The 20,769-nt window shown below is 44.0% G+C and carries 16 protein-coding genes; all 16 read right to left on the minus strand.

The genetic code is table 11. From position 1 onward, the window contains the following. Positions 1 to 199: 199 nt before the first annotated feature. Positions 200 to 1,648: a metalloprotease TldD gene (gene tldD, locus IEW93_RS12275; protein ID WP_188739623.1), complete on the minus strand. Its 1,449-nt coding sequence runs from the start codon at positions 1,646 to 1,648 to the stop codon at positions 200 to 202. A 58-nt stretch (positions 1,649 to 1,706) separates the two neighbouring features. After that, a complete protein-coding gene (locus tag IEW93_RS12280; RefSeq protein ID WP_188739624.1) occupies positions 1,707 to 2,543 on the minus strand; it encodes a carbon-nitrogen hydrolase family protein in 837 nt (278 codons plus the stop codon). Next, the gene (locus IEW93_RS12285; protein ID WP_188739666.1) at positions 2,467 to 6,600 is read right to left on the minus strand and encodes a YhdP family protein; all 4,134 of its coding nucleotides are present in this window, start codon (positions 6,598 to 6,600) and stop codon (positions 2,467 to 2,469) included. The genes IEW93_RS12280 and IEW93_RS12285 overlap by 77 nt, the downstream gene beginning before the upstream one ends. Positions 6,601 to 6,617: 17 nt before the next feature. Then, complete coding sequence (gene rng / locus IEW93_RS12290) at positions 6,618 to 8,108, minus strand: ribonuclease G (protein ID WP_188739625.1); 1,491 nt, start codon at positions 8,106 to 8,108, stop codon at positions 6,618 to 6,620. A gap of 83 nt (positions 8,109 to 8,191) precedes the next feature. Next, entirely contained in the window at positions 8,192 to 8,779 is a 588-nt protein-coding gene (locus IEW93_RS12295; protein WP_188739626.1) for a Maf family protein, read from the minus strand. Positions 8,780 to 8,823: 44 nt separating this feature from the next. Beyond that, positions 8,824 to 9,315, minus strand: a complete 492-nt coding sequence (gene mreD / locus IEW93_RS12300; RefSeq protein WP_188739627.1) for a rod shape-determining protein MreD — start codon at positions 9,313 to 9,315, stop codon at positions 8,824 to 8,826. After that, positions 9,312 to 10,472: a rod shape-determining protein MreC gene (mreC, locus tag IEW93_RS12305; RefSeq protein WP_229706681.1), complete on the minus strand. Its 1,161-nt coding sequence runs from the start codon at positions 10,470 to 10,472 to the stop codon at positions 9,312 to 9,314. Before mreC ends, mreD begins: the two co-directional genes overlap by 4 nt. Positions 10,473 to 10,533: 61 nt before the next feature. Then, positions 10,534 to 11,583, minus strand: a complete 1,050-nt coding sequence (locus tag IEW93_RS12310; protein ID WP_137224785.1) for a rod shape-determining protein — start codon at positions 11,581 to 11,583, stop codon at positions 10,534 to 10,536. Between the two features lie 193 nt (positions 11,584 to 11,776). Further along, positions 11,777 to 16,396: a DUF6701 domain-containing protein gene (locus IEW93_RS12315; RefSeq protein WP_229706682.1), complete on the minus strand. Its 4,620-nt coding sequence runs from the start codon at positions 16,394 to 16,396 to the stop codon at positions 11,777 to 11,779. Next, complete coding sequence (locus IEW93_RS12320; protein ID WP_188739628.1) at positions 16,386 to 16,835, minus strand: MSHA biogenesis protein MshP; 450 nt, start codon at positions 16,833 to 16,835, stop codon at positions 16,386 to 16,388. Before IEW93_RS12320 ends, IEW93_RS12315 begins: the two co-directional genes overlap by 11 nt. Next, the gene (locus tag IEW93_RS12325; protein ID WP_188739629.1) at positions 16,825 to 17,652 is read right to left on the minus strand and encodes a PilW family protein; all 828 of its coding nucleotides are present in this window, start codon (positions 17,650 to 17,652) and stop codon (positions 16,825 to 16,827) included. The genes IEW93_RS12320 and IEW93_RS12325 overlap by 11 nt, the downstream gene beginning before the upstream one ends. After that, positions 17,652 to 18,185 carry a type IV pilus modification PilV family protein gene (locus IEW93_RS12330; RefSeq protein ID WP_223419216.1) on the minus strand — a complete coding sequence of 178 codons (534 nt, stop codon included), beginning with the start codon at positions 18,183 to 18,185 and terminating at the stop codon, positions 17,652 to 17,654. Before IEW93_RS12330 ends, IEW93_RS12325 begins: the two co-directional genes overlap by 1 nt. Next, positions 18,175 to 18,654, minus strand: a complete 480-nt coding sequence (locus IEW93_RS12335) for a prepilin-type N-terminal cleavage/methylation domain-containing protein (protein WP_188739631.1) — start codon at positions 18,652 to 18,654, stop codon at positions 18,175 to 18,177. The genes IEW93_RS12330 and IEW93_RS12335 overlap by 11 nt, the downstream gene beginning before the upstream one ends. Positions 18,655 to 18,881: 227 nt before the next feature. After that, complete coding sequence (locus tag IEW93_RS12340) at positions 18,882 to 19,391, minus strand: type II secretion system protein (RefSeq protein WP_188739632.1); 510 nt, start codon at positions 19,389 to 19,391, stop codon at positions 18,882 to 18,884. Positions 19,392 to 19,461: 70 nt separating this feature from the next. Further along, a complete protein-coding gene (locus IEW93_RS12345) occupies positions 19,462 to 20,067 on the minus strand; it encodes a pilin (protein ID WP_188739633.1) in 606 nt (201 codons plus the stop codon). Positions 20,068 to 20,176: 109 nt separating this feature from the next. Further along, positions 20,177 to 20,758 (minus strand): MSHA biogenesis protein MshF, encoded by a 582-nt coding sequence (locus tag IEW93_RS12350; protein WP_188739634.1) that lies wholly within the window; start codon positions 20,756 to 20,758, stop codon positions 20,177 to 20,179. Positions 20,759 to 20,769: the final 11 nt, after the last annotated feature.

Below are 20,769 nucleotides of genomic sequence, written 5' to 3' on the forward strand. Positions count from 1 at the left end.
TCCCTGATGAATTATACCCTGTATCGCGTTTTTTATCAGCCACCCATTGCACAAACTCACCAAAACAATATTCAATCAAAATTGATGAGTTTACATTAAACCCATCAATGTGCTGTTACCATTTCGATTAAATATCTAAACAATCACAGTTACTTAGACTTTTAAGTTTGAGGTGCATTATTAAAATATTGGTATTAGATTATGCGGTGCCGCCTACGGTTAACCGGTCAATTTTTAATGTGGGCTGGCCAACGCCAACAGGCACACTTTGACCATCTTTGCCGCAAACACCTACGCCTTTATCCAAGGCTAAATCATTACCTACCATTGAGATTAATCCCATGGCTTCTGGGCCGTTACCAATTAAGGTCGCACCTTTAATAGCTTGCGTGACTTCACCATCTTCAATTAAGTAGGCTTCTGAAGCTGAGAACACAAATTTACCTGAGGTAATATCTACTTGTCCGCCACCAAAATTAGGTGCATAAATGCCTTTTTTAACTGACTTAATAATGTCGGCAGGGTTAGTGTCACCCGCATTCATATAGGTGTTGGTCATTCGAGGCATGGGTAGGTGAGCATATGATTCGCGGCGACCATTACCGGTAGGCGCCTGGCCCATTAATCGAGCATTGAGTTTATCTTGCATGTAGCCTTTTAAAATACCATTTTCAATTAAAGTGGTTTTTTGGCTTGGCACACCTTCATCATCAATGCTTAACGAACCGCGGCGGTTTTCAATTGTGCCATCGTCTACAACTGTGACTAATGTTGATGCAACCTGCTTACCGATTTTGCCACTAAATGCACTGCTGCCTTTGCGGTTAAAATCACCTTCTAGGCCATGGCCAACGGCTTCGTGCAATAATACGCCTGGCCAGCCACTGCCTAATACCACTGGCATTTCACCCGCTGGAGCATCTATGGCATTGACGTTAACTTGGGCCTGACGCACAGCTTCACGGGCAAACTCAAAACTTTGTGGTAAACCGGCGTCATCAGTGGCTAAAAACACACTGTAGTCATGACGACCACCGCCACCAGCACTGCCGCGCTCACGTTTGCCGTTATCGTCTAAAATAACGCTGCAATTAAAGCGCACTAAAGGGCGAATATCTGCGGCTAATGTTCCGTCGCTTGCGGCAATCAATATCTCTTCATGTACGCCAGATAAGCTTACAACAACCTGAATAATACGGCTGTCCAGACTACGAATGTAGGCATCGGCTTGTTTAAGTAAATCAATTTTTTTAACTTCATCCATTGCCGCTATTGGATCGGCACTGTCGTAGAGTTTATGTGCGGTTTGACGTTTGAACGCTTGCACTTTATGTTGCTGACCGGCACTGGCGATGCCACGAGCGGCTTTCGCGGCGGCATCAAGTGCCACTGGAGTGATTTCATCGGCGTAAGCAAAACCGGTTTTTTCACCGCTAATGGCTCGCACTCCAACACCGCGTTCAATATGAAAACTGCCTTCTTTTACTATGCCATCTTCTAACACCCACGACTCATGGCGACAACCTTGAAAATACATATCTGAAAAATCAATATTGTGTTGATGAATGGTATTTAAGTAACCTTGCAGTCCATCTAAGGTTAATCCATCGTGCAATAAGCTTTGCTCTACTTGAGTTAAAAATGGCATTCAAATTCTCTTTAATTAATCACTAACGCGTTGTGCGAATGAGGTATGTAGCGCCGAGCTAAACAGGGGCTAATTGCGGCGCAATAAAACGGTTATGGCCAATAACAGGCATTTGTTGACGTATACGTTGTAGCTCACTGAGATCGACCTTAGCTTGTGCCCAACCGCACTCCGTTGCACGCTGGGCAATCACCCTGCCCCATGGATCAACAATCATACTGTGGCCCCAGGTTTCTCGGCTGCCTTGATTATGTTGCCCCCATTGGCCTGCGCCCAATAAATAGCATTGAGTTTCAATGGCTCTGGCCTGTAATAACACTTGCCAGTGCGCCTCGCCGGTTACTTTGGTAAAGGCAGATGGCAGGGCAATATAATCAGCCCCAGCTAAACGCAGCGCCCTAAACAAATCGCCAAAACGAATGTCATAACAAATGGCAAGTCCCACTTTACCAAAAGGCGTATCTATGACACACAAATGGTTGCCAGGATGAAAGGTGTCACTTTCACGATAGGTTTTAGTGCCATCGGCAACATCGACATCGAATAAATGCAGTTTATCGTAATGACCTAGGGTGACGCCATGATCATCAAAAAAATAACAGCGACTAAACACTCTGCCATCATTAGCACGCATCGGAATGGTGCCAGCAATAAGATACACTTGATACTGTTTGGCCATATTGGCCAACGCAGTTTTCAGCTCGCTTTGGTGTTCGCTACCGGCGTACTGCAATTGTTGACTTTCGTGGCCGCCAAACAACAAACAACATTCTGGCAATACCACTAATTGTGGCTCGTTAGGCTCTCGTGGTAATAACTTAAGCTGCGAGTCGATAAAAGCGAGGTTGGCTTGAACATCGCGGCTGCTCTGGCATTGTAATAAGCTGATTTGCATATTGTGCTCCTTGAAGCGTCACGACACTGGCGATGGGAACGCCTGAATCAACCTTGGGCGCTTCTGCTTTAGGTGTCAGGTTTTGCTGTTCTATATTCTGTTCTTTAGTCGGCATAGTCTGGCTCCCATCCGTTATGGTTTCATCGGGCCTGGGTAATATAGCCTCTGGAATTTCAATCTCTTTGCTTTTACGCTCTAATTCTTCAAGTTGAGGATTGTCCATGGTCCCTGTCACCCGAAAACGTATTTCTGAAATCACCTCTATCACTGGTTCTAACACTTTGGTCAGTGCAAAAGCGCCTAGACCCATGGTCCACGCACTGGTACTGAGCAATACCACGGTAGGCACACTTGAGGCCAGTTGCGGCACAAAACGGATATCATAATTAAGGCTTTGGGTGGTTAAGTCGGTAAAACCTCTTACTTTCATATTACCGGCTATGGCATCCATTTCTGTGTCGGTGGTTTTGACAACACCATTATCAATGGCTAAATTGCCGGTAAATGCATTGAAATACAGCCCTTGACCAAATACGTCTGAAAAGTCTAACGACAATTTACGCAATAATGAATCCAAACTAAACAACGAAAACACCCTGGCACCTTTGTCACTGATTTCAGATAAATACCCCTTGCCTATGTCAAACTTTAGCTGACCGTTTAAGGTATCAAGTGAAAAATGATACGGGGCTGCGAGCCACGACACGTTACCGCTTAGCATTAGTGGAGAATCTTTAAGCCCTGGGTTAATACCTAAGGTTGTTGATAACTCATCAAATTTTTCTGCCTGAAGTTTAAGTTCAAACTCTGTGCTGTCTGCTCCGTCTTTGAGTAACCATTGGCCATTTGCTTGCAAAGATAGCCTTGGTTTGGTCAAAGAAAGCGTTGTAAATTGATAACCTTGGTCGGTGGGCAGGCCTTGCAACATTAAGTGCCCCAAAGGCAGCTCATCAAAACTAAAATCGTCAACCTCTACGGCCAATGTAGGCAGTTGCATCACTATGCTAGCGTGTTGAATGTCATCGAGCTGTTCGTTTTGTGGTGTTAGCTGTTTTGGCGACGATAAGAAAAGTTTCTTTGCAGCAACCTTAATCCCCTGTTCACGCCAATTTGAGTATAAATCAATTCTACCGTTAAACTGTTGTGAAATGGCATCAAAGCGCCATGCGCTGTCTGTCGGCTCAGCGTCAAATTGCAGTTCATCAAACGTTTGCCCCAGTACATTAAGTTGAGCCACATTGGCGTGGATCCCCACTAATGGCGGCAGCACTGCTTGTGTAGTATCGTCAATTGCAACGGCTGAATTTGCTGCAATAATACTGGGTATTTCAGTGTCGGTTAAAATACGATCGCGCACTGATGAAGCTATCACTTCTGGTTCTGCTACTGCGCTAAAACGTTTAATCAGTGGCAGCCATTGCGCTAATTCTACTTTGGGTAAGTCGAGGTGTAGGTGGCCAAATTGTTTCTTGAGTTTGTCGCCGACTTTAAATTGTCGCCCAACCATCACATCATAAAATGCGAGTTGTCCGCCATTTTCAGCGTTAAATCCGCCCCAAAACTCCACCTCGTTGCCAAGTTTAATGCTCAGCGATGATTGCTTATTATCGCCAATCAGATCGGCGCGGAGTTTTTTAGGTTCAATGGCGGCTTTGGCGTAAGGGGCTGGTAAATCAAGTGCAACACCCAGCATGTCTGAATTTGCCGACACCTGTAAGCTGTATCCGCTTGGGTCAAAAACCATCGTTAGCGCACCATCCCACTCTAACTCGCCATGATACAAACCTGTCAGCGGATTTGTGAGCTCACTTGACAGGTTATCGAGATCCCAGCGCCCACCCATATCCACATTTAAGGCAAAATGTTCGTTTTGCTTACCTGTAGCAACACTGAATGTTAAGGGTTGCTCAAACAGTTGTGCCGTTATGTCTTTAGCTTCAATTAATTGATTAACAAAACTCACTTGCCCAGATACGTTTTCTAACTCAAGGCCGGGTGTGGCGATATACACCGGATTATCCACTAAATTCACTAGGCCTTTTATCTGTTGTTGACCACCACGATAAAGCGGAATGGCTAAGTCTAGTTTAACGCCAATAGGCTGTTTAATTTGCACAACATCTAGTGTGGCTCCCACTGAGTCTTTAAGCGGCGATAGATTAATCACATCGGTCGCAGCCTGAGCATCGGCTGTAATGTCTGCCTCAACCTTTAATAACGATGTGTGGCCTAACTGAGGAATAGACACCCGAGCACCATCAACCACAACATTGCCTAATAAACCCTGGTCTAAGCGCAGATCCATCAGGGCGTTTTCAAATAAAGCAGATAAGGTTAACTCGCTGACTGCAGGCCAGTCGGGTTGAAATTGAAACAGTCCATCTTGCAATGTAAAAGCGGCTTGAAACACACCGCTGTGATCTTGATAAGGATAGCCACTAAGCTCGCCATGCCATAACACTTGAGCCTGATCGACTTTACCCGATTTTAACGCACCATTGAGGTAAGACACCAAAGCTGGGCTCATGGCCATTAATGGAAAATATCGGCCAGCATTGGCAACGTCAAAAATATCCATATTGGCTGCTAACGCTAAATGAGCTGTGTCATTTAACGCAATATTGACCCCTGCCTGTATTGCAATATCGGCATTACTTAAGCTGATGTTATCAATTGTAAGACGATGTTGAGCTAACGCGATACGGACATTAATTGCCTCACCTTGCAATGCAAGAGGCTGACTAAAACTATCGCCAAAATCAAATTGGTAAGCTTGTTGCGGTAGTGCAAAATCCAGTTGGTTATTTGCCCAGGTTAGGGTGAGATCAATAGGATTTAAACCGGGCACGGCTCCATAGGGTTGCCATTGTAATTGTTTTACCTCAGCGCTAACAATAAACGGTTGTTGTGGGGGTTTGTATAACCTGATCGGCCCAATCGTTCCTTGTGGGTTAAGTTGTTGCCATGTATTGACTTGCGCTAAGCCTAAATCTGGGACCAGCGGCAACATGGGTTTTAATAATGGCGGTATAAGTTGATTGATATAACCAAACATTTCGCCGTTACGTGCAGCAAAAGCCATTGTTAATTGTGGCCAGGCTTGGTCATTTGTCGATAAGGCTAAATCGTGGCTTGCTAGTTTCCAACCGTCTTGCTCTGGCGTCCATTGTAAAACACCTGACTCAATGGCAAATTTTTGTTGGGTGTCACTATCGCGCCACTGCAACCAACTGGGTTTAAACACCAACATGCCATCACGAACTTTTCGATTGGCAAATGTCATCCAGGCATCAAGGTTGATGACCCCTTGAAACTCAATATTATCTAAATTGGCTTTTGCACTATGCTGACGAGAAGCCCATTCACCTAAATCCAGAGAGTCAGCAGAAACGTACAATTGCCCAGCAATAGACTCTGGTTGATAACCGTCGCCGCTAAGATCTATCTTAAGGATCAATTGCTCGTGTTTAGATTCAAGCTCATCAACATGGACCAAACCTTGTGCCTGATGGCGATTTTGACTGTTTTGCCACTCAAGGTTATCAATGTAAATTGGTCGGTAATCATGATCACGGCTAATGAGCTGTATTGAGGCATCTGTTATCGAAAAATGCCCTAACTGCTCCAATAACAAGCCATAGAGCCAATCTAAGTTAGTCGTGGATTGCGAGTGTTCAGCACCGTCTGCTATTTGATCAAGATTAATGGCAATACTCACACCATCAAATATTACGGTTTCAACTTGTGGGCTAAGAGTAAAAACAGATTGCCAAAAATCGAGCTTAATGTGGACATTTTCACTAATTACCGTGATCGGCATTAACTCTTGTGGCGGCAGGTTTAAGTTTTTGATGCTTAATGCGGGACCAAACGCTTGCCACTGGGCATTCAATTGATCCATTTGCACTTCTAGTTGGTACTCGGTATGTAAATAGTTAACTAATTCAGTACGCACTTCAGGAATATGGGGCAACAAACCACGAATAAGGCTAACAACCAGTGCAAATAGCACCAGCGTGATTGCCAAAATTTGCCAACAGATCCTGTTGATGCTCATTGCCCGAATTGTTGACACTACATCATCACCACATCATATTTGCTTTGAATGTATAAGGGCTCATTTTGCAGGCGGATACGTTTACCAATGTACACTTCAAGTTCGGCCAGCAAATGCGACTCATCACCACTTAAGCTCATGTAAACTGCCGGTGAGCAATACAATAAAAACTCATCAGCTTTGTAGGCTCTGTTTAACCGAATAATTTCTCTAAATATTTCATAAGATACGGTTTCGACGGTTTTCATCGTACCGGTACCCTGACACGATGGGCATTCACCACACACCACATGCTCAAGGCTTTCACGGGTACGCTTGCGCGTCATTTCAACCAAGCCTAGCCCCGAAAAACCACTCACACTGGTTTTAACACGATCAAGCGCCAATGCGGCATTGAGGCTTTCAAGCACTCGCGCTTTATGTTCATTGTTCATCATATCGATAAAATCGATAATAATAATGCCACCCAAGTTGCGTAAACGTAACTGTCTGGCAATGGCTTGCGTGGCTTCGAGATTGGTATTAAAGATGGTTTCTTCTAAATTACGATGCCCCACAAACGCACCCGTGTTGATGTCGACTGTGGTCATGGCTTCGGTTTGGTCAATAATTAAATAACCACCGGACTTAAGCTCTACTTTACGCCCAAGAGCCCGCTGTACTTCATTTTCAACATCATACAATTCAAAAATAGGGGCTGGGCCTGCGTAATGCTCAATTTTGTCGGCAATTTCTGGCATAAATTCTTGAGCAAACTGTTGTAACTCAGCATAGGTCCGACGAGAATCGACCTGAATATGGTCAAGCTCGGTGCCGACAAAATCACGAATAATTCGCACGGGTAATGCAAGATCTTGATACAGTAATGTAGCGCCTTTACGTTTACGACGCTCGCTAACTTTGGCCCACACACGGCGTAAAAATGCCGCATCTTGTGCAAGCTCGTCTTCACCTATATTTTCTGCTGCTGTGCGGATAATAAAGCCGCCATCATCGTCAACATAAGGCAGAGTGATGTTTTTAAGGCGCTGACGCTCTTCTTCAAGCTCAATACGTTGCGACACACCAACATGACTAGAGCCTGGCATAAACACTAAATAACGAGAAGGTAAGGTAATATCGGTAGTAAGGCGAGCGCCTTTAGTGCCAAGCGGGTCTTTAACCACTTGCACCATAATATCTTGGCCTTGGCGCACGAGCTCAGCGATATCGCGCACCACAAAGTTGCCCTTTTCAACATCGGCAACACATTCTGTGTGGGGAACAATATCAGATGCATGTAAAAACGCGGCTTTATCTAAACCAATATCCACAAAAGCAGCCTGCATACCGGGTAGCACGCGGCTAATTTTGCCTTTGTAAATATTTCCCACCAAGCCTCGTTTCATGCGACGCTCAATATGGACTTCTTGCAAAACACCGTGTTCAACCAATGCCACTCGCGCTTCTGTTGGCGTAACATTGATGAGCAGTTCTGTGCCTTTTTTACGTTGTGCTTTTATGTTCATAGGCCACCAGTATAGAGGTCATGCTCCAATCGTAATATTGACAGCAGTTGCACCACCGTATGAAGACCGATTAAAGCAAAAGGTTAAGTTTGCTGCATCATGCAGGCTAATAATTCTCGTGTTTCAACTAACGGTAAGCCCACTACAGCGGAATAACTACCCGTAATCGACTTCACAAAACAGCCGCCCAATGCTTGAATGCCATAAGCGCCAGCCTTGTCCATCGGCTCACCCGAGGCGACATAGGCGTCAATATCGGTGGCTGATAATGCACAAAAGCTTACTTGTGTTCTGCAAAGCCTGCTAAAAGTATGCTGACCATCGGTTAACGCAACGGCGGTCATCACCTCATGGGTATTACCTGACAACAAAGCTAACATTCGCTTTGCGTCATTCGCGTCTATCGGCTTTCCTAAAATCACCCCATTAAGCACCACTATGGTGTCTGAGCCGAGCACTTTGGGCTGGTTAAGTTGAGTCGTTAACTTAAGCCCAGCGAGGGCTTTTTCGACTGCTAATCTGCACACATAGTCTTCAGCTAACTCGTTAGCTTTAGGCGTTTCGTCAATATCGGGCGCCACAAGTTGGAAACTAAAGCCAGGAAAGCTAAATCCTGCTTGCGCCAGTAATTCTTTTCTTCTTGGTGAGGTTGAGGCCAATACCCAAGTCATGTTAATTCACTCATTTTAGGCATTAAATCAGGATAAAAACCCGTTTAACGTACTTTATACCGACGACGGATGTTGCGTAAAATCCAGAATACCCACCACCAAATAAACAAGCTAGATATCGCGGGTAAAAACATCGTTAAATCAAAAGGAGTTTCACCGACAACAACAAACTGTACCCAAAAGATCACCGCATGATAAACACATATTAACCCAGCAATGACTAATGACTGTTGCCAGCGAGGATAGTTGCGTAGACGTTGACACAAAAGAACGACGATATAAATCACCAGCGATAACGCTAGTGAACGGATACCTAACGTTGCCCCAAGCAAAACATCGAGCATGACCCCAAGTACCCAAGCGGTTAAAATGCTATACCGATGCGGCAGCGCCATAGCCCAGTAAACCATAACCATCAATAACCAATCCGGACGCCAATGCTCAACCATGCTAGGTAACGGCATAATTTGAAACATCATTCCAATAAAAATAGTTAGCCATACAACGAGACGACCATTAGCGATGTGCGCACTCATTGATTCACCTCACTAGACTGAGTTATTGGCTCTGATGAAGACTGGTTGTGATCATTTGTTGCCACCGGATTAACAGCTGGCGGGCTTTGAGTATTCGCTCCAGCCGGATTAACAGCTGGCGAGGTTTGAGTATTCGCTCCTGTTGGATCAACGACTGTCGGGTTTTGAGCGTTAGCCCCAGCCGGATTAACAGCTGGCTGATTTAAGGAAGCATTGTCACCTGTTGTTGATGTGGCTTGCTGACCAGTTGCTTGCTGTTCTGTTGTCTGCTCACCCGTTGCCTGAGATGCTGCTACATTTTTCTCAATAAGCTCTACTAAATCAGCCGGTAAAGTAAAGGGGGTTGTTTCATCTGGCCAAATTAATAACACATACCGTATACGATCTAATGCCGCTAACGGCTGCGCATTAATCACCGCATAACTTTGACCATCGTCGCGCGAAACACTAATGACACGTGCAACAGGATAACCTTCAGGAAAGCGGTTACCCAAACCAGAGGTCACTAATAAATCACCGGCAATAATGTCAGTACTTTTGGCGACATGGCGAAGCTCAATTTGATCAATATCACCAGTACCATTGGCAATAGCTCTAACATCATTACGAGTAACACGCACAGGAATACCATGAGAGGTGTCAGACACCATTAACACTCGGCTGGTAAATTCGCTAACTTCAATAACCTGCCCGACAACCCCTTGCGCATCAACCACAGGTTGACCCACATAAACACCGGTTTGTGAGCCATGGTTTAACACCACAAATTGCCGAAACGGATCACTGGCCACTTCCATTACTTCAGCAACCACTTTACGAGAGTCCATGTGAACAGGAGAGCCTAACAAGGCACGTAAACGCTCGTTTTCTTGGCGTACATGTTCAAATCGCTGCAAACGCTCTGACATCACCAATTGTTGGCGTAACAACTCTTTGTTTTGCAACTCAAGCATATTTCGGGTAGCAAAAGCCTCGGCAGACCAGTCCAGCATCACACCTGGCACATTGGCTAAATACTGCAAAGGGCTCAAAACTGAAGAGAGAGATTGACGAATAGGATCTAAGCGATGATTAGCGGCAAGCAAAGCCACCGACAATATAATTGCCAGTGTCAGTCTAAATTGATTAGAGACGCCACGAACGAAAATTGGTTTCATAAAGTGAGCGCGGCTTTATTAGCGTTATTTAGCGTTAATAAAGCCACAGTGCAGTTAATCATTAATTCTCTTCAGAGAACAAATCACCACCATGCATGTCAATCATTTCAAGCGCTTTACCACCACCACGAGCCACACAGGTTAGCGGATCGTCAGCAACCATCACAGGAATACCTGTTTCTTGCATCAGTAAGCGGTCTAAGTCACGTAATAATGCACCACCACCGGTTAACACCATGCCACGCTCTGAAATGTCTGACGCTAATTCTGGTGGAGATTGCTCTAATGCCACCATAACAGCACTCACAATGCCAGATAATGGCTCTTGCAGTGCTTCTAAAATTTCATTGCTGTTTAACGTGAAACTTCTCGGTACACCTTCAGCAAGGTTACGACCACGCACTTCTATTTCAAGCACTTCGTCACCTGGGTATGCCGTACCAATTGTATGTTTAATGCGTTCTGCTGTGGCTTCACCAATTAAGCTGCCATAGTTACGGCGAACATAGTTAATAATGGCATCATCAAACTTGTCGCCACCAATGCGCACAGATGAAGAATAAACCACGCCATTTAACGAAATAATGGCAACCTCGGTAGTACCACCGCCAATATCAACAACCATAGAACCTGTTGCTTCTGACACAGGTAAACCCGCACCAATTGCCGCGGCCATTGGCTCTTCAATCAGGTAAACTTCGCGAGCACCAGCACCCATTGCCGACTCACGAATAGCACGACGTTCTACCTGGGTTGCACCCACAGGTACGCACACAAGCACACGCGGGCTTGGGCGGAAAAAACTGTTGTTGTGAACTTGCTTAATAAAATGCTGAAGCATTTTTTCAGTCACATAAAAGTCGGCAATCACACCGTCTTTCATTGGGCGAATAGCTTGAATATTACCCGGCGTTCGGCCCAGCATTTGTTTTGCATCAGTACCCACAGCAGCAACTGACTTTGGTCCATTGCTATTGCGTTCGCCGCGAATGGCAACCACTGAGGGTTCGTTCAACACGATGCCTTCATCGCGAACATAAATAAGTGTGTTTGCCGTACCTAAATCGATCGATAGGTCGTTAGAAAAAATGCCGCGCAGCTTCTTGAACATGTATCAGGCCTGTATTCTGTGAAGTCAGAAGAAAGAAAAATCAGCTAACTTTATCAATGACACCCCTATTCTACAAGACCGAACAGGTTAACAATTGCTAATCTGACGTTTTTTTTTACAAAAGCATGTAAAAAAACGCCGATCGAGCAAATATAATCCTAAAAAGCGTAAAAGCGATGCTTTTTTATTCCGATTATTGCCCCACTTCACGCCAATAAATGATCCTATCATGACCGCGATAACGGCCAAAGAAAGCACTTGCCCTTGGGTCATAAAGTACTGTTGGGCTAGCATCATCCCAATTCCAATACCAGGTTAGCCAATCATCAACTTTTAACGGTGCCGTTACTTGGCCAAGATATGCATCAGAACCCGTATTTTGCCATAATAAGGTGAGTAAACCATTATTGACAAAACTACCTGCATCAGTGCGTGTAACCGTTTGACCAGCAGTTAAGACTGGAGCATAAACTTCTGTGCCATCAAGGGGATCTGACACTTGAGTACAGCTGTCGCTAACATTTGTAATCCAGTTACTCCCATCCCAGTATTGCGCATAGGTTGGCATACGTAACACTTCATTTTCAGGGCCAAAGGTATTGTCCATCACCACTCGGCCATGACGAAAATCGTGTGTTGAAATCAGTTTGGCGTTGCAAGAGCTGTTGTTGGCACAAATATCACTGCTATCGGCGCGCATATCTGGCGCATTAACAAATGCAATACCGGTGTCGTTATCAGCAACCTGAACCCCAATGTCAAACAGGCCAAATGGTCCATCCACATTAGGCGCAACAGTACGACTAAAATTGGCCTGATAAGCTATACCCACACTGGCTTCACCAAGACTCCACGTGCTCGCGTCAATCGGTAATGCACTTAACCGACTGCTTAAATCGACGCCGTTGTTATTATTCTCGCCAACTAAACTGGCCGTAGCTTTAGCAAAAGCGCCCTGATAATTTTGTGTAATATTGCCTATTGTATTGTAAGCAGTTAGGGTCAGCGTTAAATCAAAGGGTTGATCCATATAGGTAAAACTACCGCAACTTGGCAACACACTTGAGCTGCTAACCGCAAAGCTGTCTGGCACAAAGCGGCCAATGCTTGCTGACTTGGCAAGCGGGATATCATAAAAGCTTGACCCTAAATAAGGGCTTGGAGGATTGGCGGTAAATGTAAACACGCCGACCTCGGTTACCGACTGAGTCACGGTATTGCTGTTAGTCGTTTGCGCTACATGGCTGTATTGCGTGGTACCAACAGCACCTAACACTCCGCCAGATGGCGCAACTAATTGGTGCCCTAAAACAATGTTGCTTTGGGCATAATTTGGTGTATTGATATTGTCGCAATAATTGGTATCAGCGTCAGACTGCCAGGCTTTTCCTTGAATAATTAAATCAAACGTTTCGCCTGCTTTTTTATATACATCACAACTGCTGTTACCGGCTGTACATTGTGCATTGCTATCTTGTGGGGTGATGCACAATCCAACAGGGAAGCTCACAAATGAATCTGAACCCAACATAACTAAACCCGCTTCGTCGCCAGTACCGGTGTACTGAGCATCGAGTTGCATATTGCCTGCATCAGGGTAGTTAACATCAATATTTGCCGTGCCAGTGGCGTCAAAATTTAAGGTAATGCTGGTTGCTGCCGAGCTTTGTTTGCCCACAGTAGTACTGTTAACGGTTATTGATTGGCCGTTAATTGGCGTAATGGGCTCCAGGTACGTGCTCCAAAAACTGACATTTTTTGTTGTGTCTGCAAAGGTAGGTACACATTGAAGCGTCTCATCTGACTTTTTCACAGCACTGATTGAAATATTACCCGTGGGTTTGTTTGCTAGCTTGTCTGGTACATCAAAAATAAAACCACTGTCGGCAAAGACTAAATTACAGTTTGCAGCCGTTGCTGCACCACCGTTAATCCGGCAAAGTGTCTCACTAAATGCTTTGGTACTTGGGGTTGAACCTGTCACATCAAGTGTCACAGTACCAGCTGTATTACTGCGTAACTGTAAATCTGACTTTTCACCACCGCTAAACGTAACGGTATTGCCACCCACCCAGCCGCCACCACCCGTAACCGTTGCAGGGCTTAGGGTCGCGGTTACACTGTCATTAACCGTCTCTGTACAATCTGCATTAGCACAAGCTTTTATCGATAACGTTTTTGGCGTACAGGTTAGCCCTGTACCTGAATACGAATACTCAAAATGATCAATTTGCACACCGATGGGGCTAGATTTTAATGCACATATTTCAACATTATCAATTTCATGAATATTCGTTGCTCCGCCTGTAGACCCAGTTAAAGACAATAAAAAACTCTCAGGTAAAGCTGCCTGGCTTGCAAAAGACGCAGCATCAAATTCTGAAATAAGTTCAACAAATCCACTGCCGCTATCGCGTTCAACTTTAACTAATGATTGACTGGCAACTTGTGAGTCAACAGTAATACGGTATCGATGAGCCGGTGATACATTATTGTCGTCAACAGTTGGCGATAAGCACTCACCACTCGTATTGGTGGTACCATTTGAGCAAGTACCACGTAAATAAGGGTAACCCGATGTGCCAGAGCCTGAGCCCCTAATGGCAACCGATTGTTGACGACGCCCTGGGCCACCCAAGCCACCTTCTCTTGAAAAGTTACCATACTCATCAATACCAAAACCTAACCAACCACCTGCAAAACCATCTTGATTTGAGCGAGCGCCATAACCTAATGGTCCTCCATAAGCGCCCGCTTGAGGGGTAATAGTGCTGTCTGATAATACAAAAGCAATACCATCGGCACCGGTGCCGTTATAAGCATAATGATCAAATTCGATGGTGACGTAATTGTCTGTTGCTGGAAATAGCCGTTGGAAAGTAGATGATGTTGCTTGATTTGTTACCGCTTGAGTCACTTGTAAACGATTACTCACAATGGATGGCGTAAAGCTGCCTCGACTATTGGAAACAACCCAATCATCCCCAAGATCTGTACGGTCAAAATTATCCGTAAAACATTGGAATACCGGCTCAACTTTTTCTAGCGCGACAAAACTGTAACTTTCCCAAACGTGGCTTCTATCATTATCACGAAAGTTATCTTCATCAATGACCATGCTCACTGTGCTGTTTGTTAGCACGCATCGACGCAGCCAGCCACCATCACCACCTCGGCGACTATTTTTACCCGCCACCAAGGTTGGTGGGTTGGTAAAACCGGTAAGAGATGTTAAATAACCGCACTGGTTGGCTACCGAATCTGTCCCACCAGAATTGAATGTTTGCGCCTGACTAAAATGATAATTCACATTATTACCATCTAGCACCAAAGTACCACTTCCTGATTGCACCGCTAAATATGCAATCTGTTCATTTTGCAAATTGTTGTTATCTAAGTCCCCAGGTTCACATTGGCTTGAGTTATTGCGCACTTCAGACGCATCCATCGCTAACTCAATACCATTATTTGTAAACTGGGAGGTGCTGGTTAACCAACAATTATTGTTTTGGGTTTGCAGTTGATTAAGCACCACATTTTGGGTGCTGGGCAAGGTAACGTCGACATATTGATTATTTGAACCAATTAAGGCTTTGTTTTGCAATACACTACCAGCAATTAATTGAGTCCCATTACTTAAATCAAATGTACCTGGCGTTACAGCAATCCAATGCACCTCAGGCATCTCTGTTTCAACGCTGTTGCCGGGAGACAGCGCGCGAGTCCAGGTAAACCCTGTTTCACTGATAGATGATAAAAATGCGCTTTGACGACTATCATTATTTGTATTGGTTTGTGCAATCGTTGGCATAACAAACACTAAAGGCTTCACGCCACTGACAAAGGGGGTATCGAACACCACATTTTTAGACGCCACACCAGTCGTAGCTAATGACTTACCATATTGAATATGAAATTCCGGCTGGGGGGTGACAATTGTACAATCTGGGACAACATCGATTAAATCTCCAGTATCAGCAAACGTCACCGATGAATTTCCATTCAAAATAATATTTTGCCCTATCACTGCACCTGTAATTTTTGCGGACCCATTTATGGTGACGGTACCTTCTGACACAACATAAGCATTTAAACTTGCCCCGCCTTCAATCTCAAACGCGCCATACAGATAAAATAATAACTTCTCAGGTGAACTTGCTAAGGTTAAATTTTTATGAACATAATCATTTTTAATAAAAAGGGACACGGTGCCTGAATCGGGGAAAATCAAACTAACACCATTGTTGATGTTCAACGTTTCTATCCAATATTGACCTGATGAAAACTCAATAGAACCTGACGAAGCGGATAAACTGTTAATTTTGTATTTGCCATTATCGGTCGTAAATACGATTTTTTTATCACTGCCATTGGCAACTGATACTGTGTCATATTGGCCTTCTGCAATGCTAATCGTTTCATTACCATAGACAGGTGGCCCCAAATCAACTGTACTGCTTGACTGACATTGAGCAAATTCGATTCGAGACGTCGGTAACTGGGCAAGAAAGTCACCATCTCGACAGACTTTAGAATTACCATTAGCACTTATACAGGAATCAAAGGAGCTATTACCACCTTGAGTGTAATTATAGGTGGGTAATTTACCACTATTTGGAGCATTGAGAATGGTGGCCGTATTTAAATAAATCGTGCCGCTTGTATTGTAATTATTCACACCCTCCTTAAACGTATCACTCCAATCTGCTAATACCGCCGTAGTGGGTAAAAAAGACATCATAAATACAGCTGTAATTTTAGCCAGCAAATAAGGTAGCTTAGATTGCTTGAATAGCTTGTAATTAATTCCCACGCGCTTCAACCTCCACTTGGCGACTGACCCTTAAACAGGTGGAAGTGCTCCCACCACCGCTACAGTCACCGGTTTGACAAACGGCCAAGCTATTAATACGGTATTGAGTCACGCTACCGACTGTCGCTGTATTGCAATTAATCGTAACACTGCAATTATAAAAACCAAGCGCATTTGCTGGCGGAGTCCAGGTAGGGCTGACATTCGCACACGTTGCTGGCGCACCACTTAACGGGAATAACTGCGCTAAAGCGGCATCTGCACCACTGTTAGCACTAAATAATGCTCTTGTTCCCCAGACTTCCATATTTACAGACTCATCAGCATCTCCCACTATGCGAATTAAACTAGCAGCCAGAAGAAACATCACGGTAAGCACAAAGATGCCAATAATTAATGCACTGCCTTGTTGAGAATGTTGGTTTAATTTATGGAACATTCATCACCTGCACTTGATGTTGATACTGGAACGTTTCACCGTTCACACTAAAAATGGGTTGCAAATGTACAATGGCATTAGTCATTAATGTTGCTGGTGTTAATATAATAGCAGGGTTAATCAATAGGGTATTTGTGACACTTTGCGCCATTAATACACCGCTCCCCATTGAGGTTGGCGATGGCTGACTAGCCTGATAGCCATAACCTTGATATAGACGTAAATCAATATCAGTACCATGGGATACAAAACAATAACTTAACGGTGTATCGGCAACAAATAATCGCTGTACTGGTGAAGCCTCACTAAAGCGTACTGTTTGAGTTAAGGTAATTGTTAACTCATCACTTGACTCTGCAACACTTTGAACGGTAAATCGTTTTGCTGTTGTCCCTTGAGGATTATAGATTTCAGCTAGGGTTAAAGGGTAAATCAGCACAGATTGGCCTGCGGTAATGCTTCGAATGCTTTTGATCGCCGTTAAAGTATTGCTTGCGGTTTGGGGCACAAACGGCGCCTCTAGGTAGGAAGTGCTAGCCGCAATAGGTAATAATTCAATACATTGATAACTGCCATCTGCAGCGGTCAATATACGCATACTGTTTGGCACAGCGCGGCGGATATCTCGGGTCATCCGCTCAATCCCAAAACGGCTTTGGCTAAGCACTTGATCGACCGAGCTTGACTCAACAAAAATACGCGTGCCAAAAATGACAAAACTACTCACCCCCACCACAATAATGCCAAGAATTAAAATGACCGTCACCATTTCAATTAAGGTAAATCCGGCTATTTTCATTGGGCGATATAAGCGCATCAGTAATTACTCCTAAGCGCTTGGTAAGTGATCACTTCGTTGCTAGGGGTTGTTACATCAACAGTAATTAACTTTTCTGCCTGAGTGGTTGTATCAAGGTAACTCACATTAACCGACACGTTAAAACCGGGGTAGGCTTGCGCATAGGTTTGACTTGAGTCGAGCATGCTACTGGATTCGCTTAGACCGTGATAATCGTCAACATCATTAAATGTGTCGCGGCTTTCACCGTCAGGCCCTAATACCGATGTGGCTGAGCAACTGAGACCCGTGGCCGCATTACAGGCAGGCGAGCCACCATTGGCATTGGTATTTTGATCATAACGCTTGCCCCAAATTTCATTCATTACCGAATGGGCAAGTTCAGCTGAACGCACTCGTTGTAAGGTTGCCGCTGCTCTATCCGCTTGAGGAAATAACATACTGGTTAACATAACAATACCAATACCTATAACCATCATGCCAATAACTAATTCAATTAAGGTAAATCCATTAAGCCTTACGGGGCGACGAAATCCGAGTTTATTGGGCATAAACATACCCCTCTGACTCCACCGCAATGGCAAGGGTTTCATCAGCCACTGCATTAAAGCAATGGCCAGAACATGCAGGGGAAATCATTCGCCCAAGGCTATCAAAGGTAATTGAAAACACCTTGCTAGTATTGCTCGATAAACTAATATAAGCATCGGCACTATAGGCTTGTAATGGTTCAACGCGATATTGATTAGCGCAGCTATTGCCTGTTCGGTCACTAAAATATCGCAAGGTATACCCGTTGGCATCCACATCAATTTGATAACACTGGTCGGTATTTTGAATGGCTTTAAGCTGCACGTATCTAAGTTCGCTAATAAACTCATTTCGTAAGGTGTAAGCACTAAAAGATGCACTCGACAACAGGCGTGGCAACACTGCAACAGCAATAATTGCGATTACAATAATGGTGGTGACCAATTCAACCAAGGTAAACCCTAGCTGCACATTACGCTGTTGACTCAAATTGATGACGCCCCCTTTTGCTACCTATCAATATTCCAACACGTTAAAAGATTAAACCGCAACAGTGTCAGAGACTTATACTAGCCGATCCAGTATGGCAAAAACAGCCAACATTGTCTGCTTATTTGTGAATTGACTTGATAAGCTGTGGCTACAATGGTGGTTTTTTTAGTTGATAAAAAACTCAAAAAAAAACCTGCCGAAGCAGGTTTTATTGATTGCTTATATTAACAACTCGTTGCCGCAGGAATCGCAGAAAAAACAGGTACGGCTGTCGATGTCGCTGGCGTATACGAGAAGAAGCAAGTTGATGGCGCACCATTTTGCCAAAACTTAACATTTGTAGTGCCAACAAAAATAGCCCAATCACCTGTAGATGTAACATTACCTGTTGTGACATCAGCAGTAAGCACTTGCGCACTGATCTCTAACGCACGAGTAAAGTTTGTACCGGTTGAACTTAAATAACCATAAACGGTACTGACATCATCAGTGGTTGCTGTTGTTCCATTAATATCAACTGTTTCTGAAGCAGACTTTTCTTTTCCAGCTAGTGCAGCCTTAGAATAAACCAAAGTATTAGCACCCTGAATAGACGCTTTTAAGCCATTCAAAGCAGAAACACGTGCATCGCCTTGCAAGTTAATAAACTTAGGCGCTGCAGTGACCGCTAAAATACCGAGAATAATAATCACAACGACTAACTCGATTAATGTAAAACCTTGTTGTTTTTGCATATAAAATAACCTCTTTAAAAATAAATCTTTGTCCATGCGAACATGGCGTAATCGACTTGGTTGTTAATGATTAATTGTTACTAAAGGCAACAACTTGCCCAGTACCAGGATTATATGTCACACCTTTAGCACCAGAAGTTGATAAATCTGGCGTTGGCGTTGGCACACCGCTTGTTTGATTTAACGTTAACGAAGCTACTTGATGATAAACGCATAAATCAAGGTTGTTCACTGTTGCGCCATCAATGCTGGTAGATGAACCACCCACCGCATTTTGAACACGTACAGTGTAACGTTGGTCGCTTGCATCTTGGTTAAATAACACGTTACGAGGTGCGTTTTGCAACACAGAATCAAACACCTCTTGGCAAGTAGCATTTGTCATCGCTGTTGCACTGGTATTGGTTGTGCCTGTTGGGAAACCAAAACGCGTATCAAGTGATACGGTCGTTCCATCGAGCACGACACTCGTATTGCTACGGCCATCAACTTCCCATTGAGCACGCACAAAGCTCACCGCAGTAGCTAAGCCACCAGCAACACCATCAACGCTCGCATCTTCTGCATCGTCGGTCACATTTAAAAAGCGTGGAATGGCTGTCGCAGCTAATAAACCCAAAATGACAATCACAATAACCAACTCGATTAATGAAAAACCTTGTTGTTTTAATTTCATACTACCTCACTCTTTTTAAATGCTCTAATAACAGGCAAGCATACTAATACAGTTATAACTTCCACAATATTAGCAGCTTATTAAAATTTTAACACCAGCGATAGTTTTTTTACTTATCTGCTGATAAAAATATCACCCGTCCTGTTAGCAATTGATAACTTAAACTTGCTTGATTAGGAGAGGCATACCGACACACCTTGTCTTGGTCATGGTAAACCACAGATAACGCTAACTCACTGGTTTGGGTTGCTAATAACTGTTGCCATAGCCGTCTGCAACCCTCGTCATCAAAAGTATCGACGATTGGCCATCCTTTAGCAGATAATTTAATCCAATTATCTGTGCCAATTAACTCTGCTTCGCCGCTATCAAGTGGCGCCGTTAGCTGTCCATTTTTTGACGTTTGTGATGTAGCATCACCCTCAGTACTTTTAAGCACATTTGGTGCCACATCATACCAAGACAATAACATTTTATTGGGTCTTCCTGATGTCAACCATTGGCTTCGTACCATAGCTAAGACATTCAAAAGCCGATTATGTTCAAATGCTAAACCTTGGCTGGTTAAATTAGGTTCAGTTTTAACATAACGCGCCCCTAATATTGCCAATATAATGAGTAACACCACAATGGCGATCATTTTGCCATACACTTTAAGCAAATCATCATCGGCTTTTTGCTGACTTAGCATAATGTTACCCA

The organism is Shewanella inventionis (genome assembly GCF_014641855.1).
GTDB classification, from domain to species: Bacteria; Pseudomonadota; Gammaproteobacteria; order Enterobacterales; family Shewanellaceae; genus Shewanella; species Shewanella inventionis.

Bases quoted from the DNA above. Each gene is read 5' to 3' on its own strand.
- IEW93_RS12280 (WP_188739624.1), bottom strand. From the start codon at position 2,543: ATGCAAATCAGCTTATTACAATGCCAGAGCAGCCGCGATGTTCAAGCC.
- IEW93_RS12295 (WP_188739626.1), bottom strand. From the start codon at position 8,779: ATGACTTGGGTATTGGCCTCAACCTCACCAAGAAGAAAAGAATTACTG.
- tldD (WP_188739623.1), bottom strand. From the start codon at position 1,648: ATGCCATTTTTAACTCAAGTAGAGCAAAGCTTATTGCACGATGGATTA.
- IEW93_RS12310 (WP_137224785.1), bottom strand. From the start codon at position 11,583: ATGTTCAAGAAGCTGCGCGGCATTTTTTCTAACGACCTATCGATCGAT.
- mreD (WP_188739627.1), bottom strand. From the start codon at position 9,315: ATGAGTGCGCACATCGCTAATGGTCGTCTCGTTGTATGGCTAACTATT.
- rng (WP_188739625.1), bottom strand. From the start codon at position 8,108: ATGAACATAAAAGCACAACGTAAAAAAGGCACAGAACTGCTCATCAAT.
- IEW93_RS12340 (WP_188739632.1), bottom strand. From the start codon at position 19,391: ATGCAAAAACAACAAGGTTTTACATTAATCGAGTTAGTCGTTGTGATT.
- mreC (WP_229706681.1), bottom strand. From the start codon at position 10,472: ATGAAACCAATTTTCGTTCGTGGCGTCTCTAATCAATTTAGACTGACA.
- IEW93_RS12325 (WP_188739629.1), bottom strand. From the start codon at position 17,652: ATGCGCTTATATCGCCCAATGAAAATAGCCGGATTTACCTTAATTGAA.
- IEW93_RS12285 (WP_188739666.1), bottom strand. From the start codon at position 6,600: ATGAGCATCAACAGGATCTGTTGGCAAATTTTGGCAATCACGCTGGTG.
- IEW93_RS12350 (WP_188739634.1), bottom strand. From the start codon at position 20,758: ATGCTAAGTCAGCAAAAAGCCGATGATGATTTGCTTAAAGTGTATGGC.
- IEW93_RS12345 (WP_188739633.1), bottom strand. From the start codon at position 20,067: ATGAAATTAAAACAACAAGGTTTTTCATTAATCGAGTTGGTTATTGTG.
- IEW93_RS12320 (WP_188739628.1), bottom strand. From the start codon at position 16,835: ATGTTCCATAAATTAAACCAACATTCTCAACAAGGCAGTGCATTAATT.
- IEW93_RS12330 (WP_223419216.1), bottom strand. From the start codon at position 18,185: ATGCCCAATAAACTCGGATTTCGTCGCCCCGTAAGGCTTAATGGATTT.